The organism is Novosphingobium umbonatum, assembly GCF_004005905.1.
In the GTDB taxonomy this organism is placed as follows: Bacteria; Pseudomonadota; Alphaproteobacteria; order Sphingomonadales; family Sphingomonadaceae; genus Novosphingobium; species Novosphingobium umbonatum.
In genome coordinates, this window is sequence record NZ_SACO01000005.1 from 172,999 (window position 1) to 185,004 (window position 12,006).

The following is a 12,006-nucleotide window of genomic DNA, read 5'->3' on the forward strand; positions in this document are numbered from 1 at the left end:
CAATATTCTCCCATTCTATCCTGTTTCTATGCCTTGCTAAGTATCGCGCGCGCCTTGGGCAAAGGCTTTTGGTCGATAGGCATGCATCGATAAGATGCGATGGTCCGCGCCATGCCCCCATGCCAGAGACAAGGAAAATCAGGCATTCTATCGGGAGAATAAAACATGGCGCAATGGCTCAAGCGCGGCGCGGCTGCGGAAGCGAAGGCGGAGGCTGATCGCAAGGTCCGCGATATTGTGGAAGCGGCGCTGGCGGATATTGAAAAGCGCGGGGATGCTGCCCTGCGCGAGATGAGCATCAAATTCGACAATTGGGACCGCGAGGATTACCGCCTTTCGCAGGCGGAGATCGACCAGGCGGTGGAGTCTTTGAGCGCACAAGAGCGCAAGGACATCGAATTCGCGCAAGCGCAGGTTCGCAATTTCGCGCAGATCCAGCGTGATAGCATGAAGGATGTGGAAGTCGAGACCATGCCCGGCGTGGTGCTTGGTCACAAGAATCTGCCGATCCAGAATGCCGGTTGCTATGTGCCCGGCGGCAAATATCCGCTGCTGGCCAGCGCGCATATGTCGGTCATCACCGCCAAGGTGGCAGGCGTGCCCCGCGTGATCACCTGCGCTCCGCCGTTTCAGGGCAAGCCCGCCCGCGCCATCGTGGCGGCGCAAGCCATGGCGGGGGCCGATGCAATCTATGCTTTGGGCGGGATTCAGGCGATTGGCGCCATGGCCATTGGCACGCAGACCATTGATCCGGTCGATATTCTGGTCGGCCCCGGCAATGCCTTTGTGGCCGAGGCCAAGCGCCAGCTGTTTGGCCGCGTGGGGATCGACCTGTTTGCAGGCCCCACCGAAACGCTGATCATCGCTGATGAAATCGGCTGCGACCCCGAAATGGCCGCCACCGATATTCTGGGTCAGGTCGAGCATGGGCCGGACAGCCCTGGCGTGCTGCTAACCAATTCGGAGAAATTCGCCCGCGCTACGATGCAGGAAATCGAGCGCCTGCTGGAAATCCTGCCCACGGCCGACCATGCGCGCAAGGCGTGGGAGACGTTTGGCGAGGTGATCGTGGCGGAAAGCTATGAGGAAATGGTGAAAATCGCCGATGACATCGCCAGTGAGCACGTGCAGGTGATGACGCAGGACCCCGATTATTTCCTGCAGAACATGACCAATTACGGCGCGCTGTTCCTTGGCGCGCGCACCAATGTCAGCTTTGGCGACAAGGTGATCGGCACCAACCACACTTTGCCCACCAAGAAGGCGGCGCGTTACACGGGGGGCCTGTGGGTTGGCAAGTTCCTGAAAACCTGCACCTATCAGCGCGTCATCACCGACGAGGCCTCGGCCTTGGTGGGCGAATATTGCAGCCGCCTTTGTGCGCTGGAAGGTTTTGCCGGCCATGGCGAGCAGGCCAATATCCGCGTGCGCCGCTATGGCCACCGCGATGTGCCCTATGCGGGGCAGGCCACGCCCAGCGAATTGACGGTGGCCTGAGCCATGGCCCTGCCGCAAACGCCAGCCTTCAGGCTGGATGGCAGGCGGGCGCTGGTGACGGGGGCGGGGCGGGGCATTGGCCTTGCCGCCGCCGCCGCGCTGGCGCAGGCGGGCGCAGCGGTGACGCTGGTGGCGCGTTCTGCGGGCGAGATCGAGGCGGGCGCCGCCGCGATCCGTGCCGAGGGCGGGCTGGCCGAGGCCGCCGTGCTGGATGTGGGCGATTTGCGCGCGGTGGAGGCTTTCTTCGCCGCGCGGCCTGCGTTTCATGTGCTGGTGAACAATGCGGGCACCAACCGGCCCAAGCCTTTGTGGGAGGTGAGCGAGGAGGATTATGACGCGGTCCTCGACCTCAATGTCAAATCGGCCTTCTTTGTCGCGCAACATGGCGTGAAGGCGATGCTGCGTGAGGGCGTCAAGGGCAGCCTGATCCATATGGGTTCGCAGATGGGCCATGTGGGCGGCCCGCGCCGCAGCCTTTATTGCGCCAGCAAATGGGCGCTGGAGGGCATGAACAAGGCCTTTGCGCTGGATCTTGCGCCCCATGGTATCAGGTCGAACACGATCGCCCCCACTTTCATCGAAACGCCGATGACCAAGCCCTTTTTCGAGGACCAGAGCTTCCTCGACAGCGTGCTGGCCAAGATCAAGCTGGGCCGTTTGGGGCAAGTGGAGGACCTGATGGGCGCCATCACCTTCCTCGCCTGTGACGCATCGGCCCTCATCACCGGAACCAGCCTGCTCGTCGATGGCGGGTGGACGGCGGATTAAAGGATAAGCAAATGTTTGAACCCTTTCCCGGTAATTATGTGTGGAATTTGGCCACCAATCTGGCGCTGGTTTGCGGCGGCAACCATGGCGAGATTGACGAGGCCTGCCGTCCGATCCGCGAGGCGGCCAAGGCGGGGGCCGATGCCGGTTCCGCGTTGATGTTTGATAGCTGGATCGCGGTGGCCGATCAGGTGACCAAAAACGCCGATGCCGATCTGGCCGAGGGCTTTACCCTGTCGGCAGGCACCAAATATCTGCGCGCATCGGGCTATTATCTGGCCGCCGAACGCATGCAGAGCCGCGATTATGCCCCGCGCTGGGCCGCCTATGACAAGGGGTTGGAACTGTACCACAAGGGTTCGGCCTTGCGCGGGCTGCATGTGGACAAGGTCGAGATTCCCTATGAGGGCAGCGCCTATACGGCCATCTTCGTGCATGATGGCAGCGGCACGCCGCGCCCCACGTTGGTGTCGGTCAATGGTCTGGATTCCATGAAGGAACAGGTCAATATGGCGGGCCATGGCCTGTCTAATCTGGAGCGGGGGATGAACACCCTGTTCCTTGACCAGCCCGGTACGGGTGAGGCGATCCGCAAGCGCAATCTGCCCGCCGTCTATGATGCCGAGCGCTGGGGTAGCCCTGCGTTCGACTATCTGTTGACGCGCAGCGATGTGCAGCATGACAAGATCGGCATCTTCGGCCTGTCCTTTGGCGGCTATCATGCACCGCGCATTGCCGCCAATGATCCGCGCTATGCTCTATGCGCGGTGATGGGCGCCAACCATGTGTGGGGCGAGCGCCAGCGCCAGCGTGTGGCCAATGAGGGCGAAAATCCCGTACCGCATTACTGGGATCATGTGCTCTGGGTTTTCGGCATGACCGACCGCGATGCCTTCCTCGATTATGCCGACCAGATCACGCTCAACGGGCAGGTGGAAAAGATCAAGGTGCCCTTCCTGGTCACCCATGGGGAGAATGACCGCCAGATCCCCGCTTTCAACGCCCATCTGTCCTATGATCAGGCGGTGAACAGCCCGAAGCGCCACCTGCGTATGTTCACCAAGGCGGATTTCGAGGTGGAGCATTGCGGGGCTGACAATGGCACCGGCATGCGCGATTATATCGCCGATTGGTGCGCGGCTACTTTTGCGGAAATGGGTTAATGGCCGAGTTTACCTTTCACCACGGTGGTGTTTCGGTGCCTTCGTTGGACGAGGCAATTGACTGGTATGGCCGCGTGCTGGGTTTCGAGGTGGAGAAGCGGTTCTATATCGCGGCGGCCAAAAGCCACACTGCCATGCTGCGCAAAGGCCCGCTGCGTTTCGAGATTTTCGAGGTGGAGGGCGCTGCCGCTCTGCCCGAGGATCGCCGTTCTCCGCCCGCAGACCTGCGCACTCATGGCAACAAGCATGTGGCCTTCCGTGTCGAGGATCTGGAACTCTTTCTGGCCGAGATGGAGGCCAAACAGGTGGACATCGCCTTTGTCGTGCGCGAAAGCTTTGGCAAAGGGTGCTTTATCCGCGACTGTGCGGGCAATCTGATCGAATTTGTCGAGGAACCTGACGCATGATTTTTGAAATTGCCCGCCTGACCATCGACCCGGCCCGCGCCGCTGATTTCGAAGCCGCCGTGGCCAAGGCCGAGCCTTTCTTCCGCGCCGACAAGGGCTGCACCAGCTTTGCGCTGCAACAGGTGATCGAGGAGCCGGGCGTCTATCACCTGCTCGTCGGCTGGGTTTCGGTCGAGGCGCATATGGTCGATTTCCGCGAGACGCAGAATTTTCAGGAATGGCGCGCTCTGGCGGGGCCGTTCTTTGTCGAGCCGCCCAAGGTGGTGCATGTGCGGAATGTGATTGGTTGAACGGAAGTTTTTGCCTCCGGCGGGCAAAGGGATTCATCCCTTTGCAATCCCATGAATTGGTGACCGGTCAGATAGGCTGTACTGGAAATAGATAAAGCCTGCGGCGCATCTTATTGAGCGCCGCAGGCTTTAATTTTTTTGAGGTTCCCCCAACACGCAGCCCATGCTGGCCACCCGCAACCCATTAACGGGAGCGCGAGGGACGAGTCCCTCGCATCAACCCCTTATCTCCTTAAATCGCGTGCTCATCCTCTTCGCTAATCTCGGCCAGCTTGCCCAGCACCGGCACCTTGCCAGCCTTGGCCTTGCGATAGGGCTCGAAACTCTTGCGGTCGGCGTCGAACTGCATGTCCCACGGAATATCCGGCCCACGGAAGATCGGCGGCGCATTGTTTGACCACAGCAGCGAGCCAAAGCGGAAATCCCATGCGCGCGGCACCCAATTGTCGTCCAGATAGTCGGTGTCGGCGTGATATTCGGCCTCGCCGCCTTTTCCGGGGATGTCGCAATAATAATAGATCGCGCTGGAAATGCGGTGGCGGGAAATGCCGCCGCTGCTGTTCATGCTCTCGTTCTTCCAACCCTTTTCGGCCATCAGGTTGGCGCCCAGCATCACCTCGTCAATATCGTCCATGCCAAAGGCGATATGCATGAATTTAAACGTGTCGGGCGCAAAGGGCAGGTCGCAATTGACCCAGAAGATCGAGTGATGTTCAAACGTGCCGCCCGCACGGGCAAAGATGCCCACGCCCTTGCTATGGTCGACATAGCGGAAGCCCAAGTGGCGTTCGTAAAATTCAAAGCTGCCCACATAATCGGGGCTGAAGAACACCACATGGTTGATGGTCTTTGGGATGGCTTTCTGGCGCCAGATGCGGTGTTGGTTGAAACGGGGATAGGAGGCAGGCGTGTTGACCGGCGAGGCCTCGCTATGGAACGGCCGTTTGGCCCATACGCGCAGGGCGATGGGCTGGCCATCGGGGCAGGTGCAATGCACGGTGCCGTCGGCATCGCGCGTTACCGCCACTTCGCTGGCCAGACTTGCGGCGATGCGGTCCAGATTTTCGGCCGTATCCACGCCCCACACCGTTTCCTTCACCCCGTTGCCAGCAAAAGGATCAGGCGAGGGCAGGCGCGGGTCGCCATGGGGCAGCACGATCAACCGGCTGCCCGATGCGAGCCGGAACACTGCCTCGCTTTCGCTGATGCTTTCGACAGGCAGGCCAAAGTCGGTCCAGAAACGGGCGTTTTCCGCCACATCATCCACGCCGAACAGGACGGATTCTACGCCCAAGATGCTCATACAAATCTCCCCAAGGTTTTGGCCCTTATGCGGGGCGGCAACCTTGGGGAGAAACGCATTGCATCGGATGCCAGCTATCGGCGGGGCCGAAAGGTTAAACCGGCTCGGCCAGTTTCTGCCGGATGCGGCTGGTTACCTCCACCGGATCGCCCGCCTGTTCGGGGTGCATTTCCCATTCGCCCAGCTGGATGGAGGAGGTGCCCACCAGCTTGGCCCGTTCAAAGCGGCGCTGCATGAAGGCGCGCAGGGCTTCCTCAATGCCTCGTTCCCCCAGCTCTTGCGCCAGCACCACGGCATCTTCCACCGCCATGGCCGCGCCCTGGCCCAGATGCGGTGTGGCCGAATGGGCGGCATCGCCAATCAACACCACGCGGCCCTTGTACCAGGGATCGGGCATGATGCAGGCTTCCAGCGGGCGATAGACTACCAGCGCGGGATCAGTGATCGCCTTGGCCGCCTCGCCCAGCAATCCGCCATAACCGGCAAGACGCGCACGCATTTCATCGGCGAGCGTTTCAGGGGCAAAGCGCGGGTTGCCCTTTTCCTCCACCACGGCGAAAATATACATTTCCTCAGGCGTTAACGGGCAATAGCCAGCCTTGCCATTGAAGCCATTATGGCCATTGCCAAGATAGATGTCGCTCCATTCCAATCCGGCAGGGCGGGGGACGTTGTAGCGCCATACGCCTTGGCCGGTAAACTGCGGCTTGGCATCGGGCCATAGCGCCTTGCGCACCGCCGAGTAATTGCCATCGGCACCCACCACCAGATCGTAGGAGCCGCTGGTGCCATCGGAAAAGCCCAGTTCCACATGGTCACCGTAATCCTGCATGGCGGTAAAGGTCACGCCCAGACGCACCGGAATGCCCAATTCCTTCACCTTGTCGGTCAGCACCTTGTGCAGGGCAGGGCGCGTCAGGCCAAGATCGGAGGGCAGGCCGTCCACCGCGGTTTCGCCCGGCAGTTCGGCAATCACCTTGCCGTTCACATCCACAAAGCGCGCCCCGCGATAGGCATAGCCTGCCTTGGTCGCCGCCTCGCCCACGCCCAGCACATTGAGCGCGCGGATGAAATTGGCCTGCACGATGATGCCCACGTGATAGACTTTCCAGTCCTTGTCACGCTCCACCACTTCGCAGTCGATGCCCTGTTGATGCAGGCCAATGGCCAGAGCGAGGCCAGCAACGCCGCCGCCGATGATGCAGATGGTCATATGTCTCTCCCTTATTCGGCAGCTTCGGCCAGAACCGGTTTCGGATCGGCGGGCAGGTAACGCAGTTGATCCTCGGTAGCGTAGGCGACGTCCCATTTGGGCTCGGCCTGCAACCAATGCGGCAGATCATGCATATAGATCAGCGTGCCGAACGCCCCGTCCCACACGCGCACTTTCCAGCTATCGTCCACACAGTCGCAATCGGCGCCATATTCCATATCGCCGCCCAGTTCGGGCACGGCCAGATAGAGGAAGGCCGCGCTGGTCAACCGGTGGCGGCCAAGGCCCCAGCCGCCTTCAAAGCTGTAGCCCAGACGGTCGAGGTGGTTCTTGCCCACCATGATCTCGTCAATGTCCTCGCATTCGAAATTGGCGTGGTGGAATTTCAACGTGCCATCAAAGCCGGGCATTTTGGCATGGGCATTGGCCATGAAAATATTGTGATGCTCATAGGCACCATCGGCGCGCATATAGACGCCAAAGCCTTTCTGCACATCGGTCAGGCGGAAGCCGAGCCGGTCGCGGTAATATTCCAGCGCTTCCTGCACATCGGGGAAGGTCCAGACCGTGTGGTGGATACGCTTGGGTACCGCGCGGGCCAGCCATTTTCGCGGCTGGTTGAGGCGGCCGACATGGCCGGGCGTGTTGCTGGGGCTGGGCGCGCCATGGACGGCGCGTGGCTGCCACACTTGCACCCCGATCGCCTGACCAAAGGGGGTGACGAAATGGGTTATGCCTTCGGCATCGGTGGTCAACACATGGTCGCGGGCCAGATCGGCCTGTAGCCGCGCCATGGCCTCCGCGCTGTCCACGCTCCAGATGCATTCATGCACGCCCACGCCGGTTTGTGCCGTGCCTTTGGGCAAATCCGCATGGCCGCGCAGCAACAGGCGCACCTGCGCGCCATTCATCGTTTCAAAACGGGCGGAGGTGGCATCCTCCTCGATCTTGCGCAGGCCGTAATCGGTGAAAAAGCGGGTGGTGGTGGCCAGATCATCGACCAGAAACACCAGTCGCCGGATTCCGGTAATCGCCATATCGGCATCTCTCCTGTTGTGAAACCGCGCCATGTTGCGCGCCTGTGAACAAGAGATGATGCCGATGGGCCTTGTGTTTCTTGATCCCGATCAATCCTGTTCTATGGATTGAATCGGTTATTCCAATCGATTTCGTGGATAGGTTGCCCTATTTGCGGAACAGGAAAGTCAGCAGAAACAGGATGGTTTTCGCGTCCAGCAATTTGAGCGCCGCCCGCGCCTCGGCGGGGGTCAGCTTGGCCACCATGGGCATGGCACCAAAGATCTTGCCACGGATGACCAGCGCATTGCCATCCGCCTCGATCTTGCGGACAGTCATCAATTCCTTGTTGTTGGCGTCCAGCACCCGCATCTGAGGCGCTTTCTTGTTGTCAGCCATCAGATCGGCCCTCCACACACCTTGTCATAATCGATCCCCATATCGTCCATCATCTGGATCGCGGTGGCGCGGCCTGCGCCAAACACGCCTCCGCCCGGATGCATGAAGGGGCCAACCAGATAGAGGCCTTCAATATCGGGCACGCGGAAAGAGCCGAGGTCTGGCGTGGGGCGATGCGCCACCGATTGATACATGAAGGGCGCGCAGCCGTGGATGTCGCCCTTGATGAAGCTGGCGGGGCTGTCGCGCTCATGGTCGATGGGGGAGCGGATCAGGCGGCCGGTGATATTGTCGTCCGTCAGGTTGGAATAGAATTTGCGATATTGCGCCAGCGCGCGGTCGGCAAATTCCTCCTTGCGCGCGTCCCAACTGGCGGGGCCATCGGGATAGAGATTATAGGGCGCGAAATTCACGCCATAGAACACGCCGGCCCCTTCCGGCGCGCGGCTGGGGTCAAAGATCGTGTTGTCGCCGCCCGCGATCAGGCGGTGCGATACTTCACCGCGTCGCAGCTTGTCATATTCAAGGCACATGTCGCGCACGGTGTAGAAGTCCATCAGCTCGGTCATCATGGCATTGGTTGCATTGCCGACCTTCAGCTTCAGCCGCTCTTTGAGCGTCAGATGCATCAGGTTGATCGAGAAGGTGGATTGGGTAACCCGCTCGGCGCGTTGCAGAACCGGCTCTGGCGTTTCGGCCACGAATTTGCGCAACACATGGGGGTGGATCGCGCCGATCACGCCATCCTTGGCCATGAAGGTCTCGCCCGTGGTCAGCTCAAGGCCCGCCGCCTTGCCGCCACTCACGATCACGCGGCTGACTTCCGCCCCGCAACGCACCTCGCCGCCGAAATGTTCGATGGCGCGCACCAAGGCTTTCGACAATTGCCCCGAACCGCCCTTGGGCATGGAGCAGCCATAGGTATGGATGATGCCCGGCATCAGGAACGCGCCCATGCCGGTGCCCAGTTCATCGGGCATTTGCAGGTTTTCGGTCACCATGCGCACGATGTGCAGTTTTAACAGATCGCTCTCGAAATATTGCTCCACCACATCCAGCGCGGACCGGCTCATCACATCGAGCAGGAAACGGCCCTCGTCGGACTGGTCCATCATCGCCACAAAGGCGCCCATGGGGAAGGGCGGGGCATAGAGCCCGCTCATGAACATGGGCAGCGCCTCCATGCTGGCGCGGGCGAATTTGCGATAGGCTTCGGCGTCCTTCGGGCTGAAAGCGGCGATTTCCTCGCAGGTGCGGTCCAGATCCTTCCAGCTGCGCACCACGGTGCCATCTTCCCAGATGCTGGCATGGGGCAGATCGGGATAGATATATTCAAGGCCGAATTGCGACAGCAGGCCCAGCTCGTCCTCGCGTAGCATGGGGTTGCCCTGGATCATGATATGCACGTTGGAGTGTTCATCATGCCAGAAACCGGGCTGGATCAATTCCCGCGTGGAAACGCCGCCGCCGAAATGGGCTTTGCGCTCCAGAACGAGCACCTTCTTGCCCGCCTTGGCCATATAGGCCGCCGCGGTCAGGCCATTATGCCCGCCACCCATCACCACGATATCATATTGGCTCATTGGCCCATCCCTTCAAAAAATGCGCGGAAACCGCCAAGGCCCGGCACATGGCTGGTGCCGCCGCCATCGCATTCGATCACATGACCGGTGATGTTGCGGGCCGCGTCAGAGGCTAGGAAAGCCACTGCCTCGGCAATGTCTTGCGGATCGCCCAATTGGTCGCGCAGGGTTTCATCCTCCACCACTTGGCGCAGGGCGGGGGGGAAAGCTTCGCGCAGGGCAGGGGTCATGGTCATGCCCGGCGCCACCGCGTTACAGCGCACCCCCATGCGGCCATGGCTGGCGGCAATGGCGCGGGTCATCTGGATGATCGCGGCCTTGGACGAGCTATAGGCGGCCTGTATCATATGCCCCTGCAGCGCGAGACTGGAGACGGTGTTGACGATATTGCCTTTGGTGGCTCGCAAATGGGGCAAAGCCGCGCGGCAGGCGATCATCGTGCCGCGCACATTGACCGCATAGGTCCGGTCCCAAAGCGCGGTGGCCATATGTTCGATATTGCCGTCGGCTTGCGCAATATCGGGGCCAAGCAGGGCGGCATTGTTGTGCAGAATATCCAGCCTGCCAAAATGGCTGACCGTTTGCGCCACCATGGCTTCGACGCTGGCTTCATCTTCCAGATCGAGATGGATGGCCAAGGCATCGGGTATGGCGCTGGCCACGGTCTGCGCGCGGTCAAAGGCGATGTCGGCAATGGCTACCCGCGCGCCGCGCATGGACATCAAACGCGCCGTGGCCGCGCCGATCCCGCCTGCGCCGCCGGTGATTATCGCCACTTTTCCATCCAGCCTGATGGCATCTGTGGGCATGATGCTCTCTCCCTTGTTTCCTCTTGTGGCGACATGTCTTAATCAAGGCGCGGCCAAGCGGAAGAAGGCACTTTTTTGTGCCCTGTGCAGGAGTGGGTTGCGTGTTGGATCTGGACAAATTTCCCGCCGGTTTGCGGTCCGGCCTGTCAGCCTTGGCGCAGGATATGGCCGCCCATGGCACCCAGCGCGACGACCCCGCGCGCGAGGTGATGGCCATGCTGGGCGACCGCTGGACATCGCTGATCCTGATGGTGCTGGCGGTGGGGGCATGGCGCCATGCCGATCTGAAACGGGCGCTGGCGCAATTGTCGGCGGAACAGGCCATTTCGCAACGCGTGCTGACGATGAAATTGCGCGCGCTGGAACGCAACGGCTTTGTGCTGCGCCATGTGACGGGCGATGTGCCGCCCAAAGTTTCCTATAGCCTCAGCCCGCTGGGGCTGGAACTGGCGGGCGAGGGGCGGCGCATGGTCGATTGGGCCAATGCGCGCGAGGCGGCGATCCGCAACGCGCGGCTGGCCTTTGACGCGATGGAGGATTGATCAGACGCCGCGCGGGGTTGGCTGGTAATTCTGGAACTGGATGGCGATTTCGTCGCGGCGTGCCTCGGCAATGGGCACGACCTTGTTGTCACCGTCCGTGGCGCTTTCCTGCGCATAGGCGGCCAGACGTTCCACCACCCAGCGCAAGGCGCGGTCATTGTTGTTCGAAATATGCCACTGGATCGCCTCGCGGATGGGCGGGATGTCAAAGGGCACTTCACGCATCACCAAGGGCAGGGTCTGGACCATTTGCGTGGCCAGGCGGCGGTGCATGGTGGCAATGCGCTTTGTCCCCAGCACCAGCGCGACCTGCGACAGGAAGGTGGGGGCGACCACCTCGATCCGCCGCTGCGTCTTTTGCCGCCGCACGAACCAGTCGTCAAAGGCGGGGGTGCGGCTCTTGCCGAAACGGGCGGTTACATGGCCCAGCGCGAAATATTTCTCGCGCGTGATGTCCCCCGCCATGGCCGGATTGCCCGCATCGCCGACCACCACATAGTCATCCTCGAACAATAACTGGCTGGGGTGGTCGGAACTGATGGCATAGTCGATGGTCAAGAGCAGGTCGATCTGGCTGCGTTCGATCGCTTCGATGGGATTGTCGCTCATCGGCTGGATTTCAAAACGCAGATGCGGCGCCTCGGCCTCGATCATCGCCAAAGCGCCTGCCAGCAGCACTTGCGTCGAATAGTCCGAAGCCATGATGCGGAATTGGCGGTCGCAGGTGGCAGGATCAAATTCGGGCGCAATGGCGATGGTCGAGCGGATTTGTTCCAGCACCGCGCGCACCGGATCGATCAATTCCTCGGCCCTTGCGGTCAACACCATATTGCGGCCCTTGATCACCAGCAATTCATCGCCGAAATAATCGCGCAACCGGCCCAAAGCGCTGCTGGTGGCCGATTGCGAAAGGCACAGCCGGTCGGCAGCCAGACTAACGCTTTTTTCCGAAAGCAAAGCGTCCAGCGCCACCAGCAGATTGAGGTCCAGACGCTGGAACCGCATGGCTTGTCTC

General features: G+C 61.1%; 13 protein-coding genes. 6 read left to right on the forward strand and 7 right to left on the reverse strand.

The window, feature by feature from the left end:
* Positions 1-165: 165 nt before the first annotated feature.
* The 5 genes from hisD to EOE18_RS08955 are packed head-to-tail and all read left to right on the forward strand — an operon-like array spanning position 166 to position 4,125.
* Positions 166-1,497, forward strand: coding sequence for a histidinol dehydrogenase (gene hisD / locus EOE18_RS08935; RefSeq protein WP_127708535.1), 1,332 nt, complete (start codon positions 166-168; stop codon positions 1,495-1,497).
* A 3-nt stretch (positions 1,498-1,500) separates the two neighbouring features.
* Positions 1,501-2,265, forward strand: a complete 765-nt coding sequence (locus EOE18_RS08940) for an SDR family NAD(P)-dependent oxidoreductase (protein WP_127708538.1) — start codon at positions 1,501-1,503, stop codon at positions 2,263-2,265.
* 11 nt (positions 2,266-2,276) lie between these two features.
* A complete protein-coding gene (locus EOE18_RS08945) occupies positions 2,277-3,428 on the forward strand; it encodes an alpha/beta hydrolase (RefSeq protein ID WP_127708541.1) in 1,152 nt (383 codons plus the stop codon).
* On the forward strand, positions 3,428-3,835 hold the full coding sequence (locus EOE18_RS08950; protein ID WP_127708544.1) for a VOC family protein: 408 nt from the start codon (positions 3,428-3,430) through the stop codon (positions 3,833-3,835). Before EOE18_RS08945 ends, EOE18_RS08950 begins: the two co-directional genes overlap by 1 nt.
* Positions 3,832-4,125 carry a putative quinol monooxygenase gene (locus EOE18_RS08955; protein ID WP_127708546.1) on the forward strand — a complete coding sequence of 98 codons (294 nt, stop codon included), beginning with the start codon at positions 3,832-3,834 and terminating at the stop codon, positions 4,123-4,125. Before EOE18_RS08950 ends, EOE18_RS08955 begins: the two co-directional genes overlap by 4 nt.
* 232 nt (positions 4,126-4,357) lie before the next feature.
* On the opposite strand, the gene EOE18_RS08960 is transcribed toward EOE18_RS08955, so the two are convergent.
* From EOE18_RS08960 to EOE18_RS08985, 6 genes are all read right to left on the reverse strand, one after another.
* Entirely contained in the window at positions 4,358-5,428 is a 1,071-nt protein-coding gene (locus EOE18_RS08960; RefSeq protein WP_127708549.1) for a VOC family protein, read from the reverse strand.
* 94 nt (positions 5,429-5,522) lie between these two features.
* Entirely contained in the window at positions 5,523-6,641 is a 1,119-nt protein-coding gene (locus EOE18_RS08965; protein WP_127708552.1) for an FAD-dependent monooxygenase, read from the reverse strand.
* Between the two features lie 11 nt (positions 6,642-6,652).
* Entirely contained in the window at positions 6,653-7,678 is a 1,026-nt protein-coding gene (locus EOE18_RS08970) for a VOC family protein (RefSeq protein ID WP_127708555.1), read from the reverse strand.
* Positions 7,679-7,826: 148 nt separating this feature from the next.
* Entirely contained in the window at positions 7,827-8,057 is a 231-nt protein-coding gene (locus tag EOE18_RS08975; protein ID WP_127708558.1) for a hypothetical protein, read from the reverse strand.
* Entirely contained in the window at positions 8,057-9,640 is a 1,584-nt protein-coding gene (locus tag EOE18_RS08980) for a phytoene desaturase family protein (RefSeq protein WP_127708560.1), read from the reverse strand. The genes EOE18_RS08975 and EOE18_RS08980 overlap by 1 nt, the downstream gene beginning before the upstream one ends.
* Entirely contained in the window at positions 9,637-10,449 is an 813-nt protein-coding gene (locus EOE18_RS08985; protein ID WP_127708563.1) for an SDR family NAD(P)-dependent oxidoreductase, read from the reverse strand. The genes EOE18_RS08980 and EOE18_RS08985 overlap by 4 nt, the downstream gene beginning before the upstream one ends.
* A gap of 101 nt (positions 10,450-10,550) precedes the next feature.
* Between EOE18_RS08985 and EOE18_RS08990 the strand changes: the two genes are divergently transcribed.
* Complete coding sequence (locus tag EOE18_RS08990; protein ID WP_246027346.1) at positions 10,551-10,991, forward strand: winged helix-turn-helix transcriptional regulator; 441 nt, start codon at positions 10,551-10,553, stop codon at positions 10,989-10,991.
* Here the strand turns inward: EOE18_RS08990 and EOE18_RS08995 are convergent, their stop codons facing one another.
* Positions 10,992-11,996, reverse strand: a complete 1,005-nt coding sequence (locus EOE18_RS08995) for a LysR family transcriptional regulator (RefSeq protein WP_127708566.1) — start codon at positions 11,994-11,996, stop codon at positions 10,992-10,994. It abuts the gene before it with no gap.
* Between the last annotated feature and the right edge of the window lie 10 nt (positions 11,997-12,006).

Coding starts and splice junctions, on each gene's coding strand:
- hisD (WP_127708535.1), top strand. CDS start 166: ATGGCGCAATGGCTCAAGCGCGGCGCGGCTGCGGAAGCGAAGGCGGAG.
- EOE18_RS08940 (WP_127708538.1), top strand. CDS start 1,501: ATGGCCCTGCCGCAAACGCCAGCCTTCAGGCTGGATGGCAGGCGGGCG.
- EOE18_RS08945 (WP_127708541.1), top strand. CDS start 2,277: ATGTTTGAACCCTTTCCCGGTAATTATGTGTGGAATTTGGCCACCAAT.
- EOE18_RS08950 (WP_127708544.1), top strand. CDS start 3,428: ATGGCCGAGTTTACCTTTCACCACGGTGGTGTTTCGGTGCCTTCGTTG.
- EOE18_RS08955 (WP_127708546.1), top strand. CDS start 3,832: ATGATTTTTGAAATTGCCCGCCTGACCATCGACCCGGCCCGCGCCGCT.
- EOE18_RS08960 (WP_127708549.1), bottom strand. CDS start 5,428: ATGAGCATCTTGGGCGTAGAATCCGTCCTGTTCGGCGTGGATGATGTG.
- EOE18_RS08965 (WP_127708552.1), bottom strand. CDS start 6,641: ATGACCATCTGCATCATCGGCGGCGGCGTTGCTGGCCTCGCTCTGGCC.
- EOE18_RS08970 (WP_127708555.1), bottom strand. CDS start 7,678: ATGGCGATTACCGGAATCCGGCGACTGGTGTTTCTGGTCGATGATCTG.
- EOE18_RS08975 (WP_127708558.1), bottom strand. CDS start 8,057: ATGGCTGACAACAAGAAAGCGCCTCAGATGCGGGTGCTGGACGCCAAC.
- EOE18_RS08980 (WP_127708560.1), bottom strand. CDS start 9,640: ATGAGCCAATATGATATCGTGGTGATGGGTGGCGGGCATAATGGCCTG.
- EOE18_RS08985 (WP_127708563.1), bottom strand. CDS start 10,449: ATGCCCACAGATGCCATCAGGCTGGATGGAAAAGTGGCGATAATCACC.
- EOE18_RS08995 (WP_127708566.1), bottom strand. CDS start 11,996: ATGCGGTTCCAGCGTCTGGACCTCAATCTGCTGGTGGCGCTGGACGCT.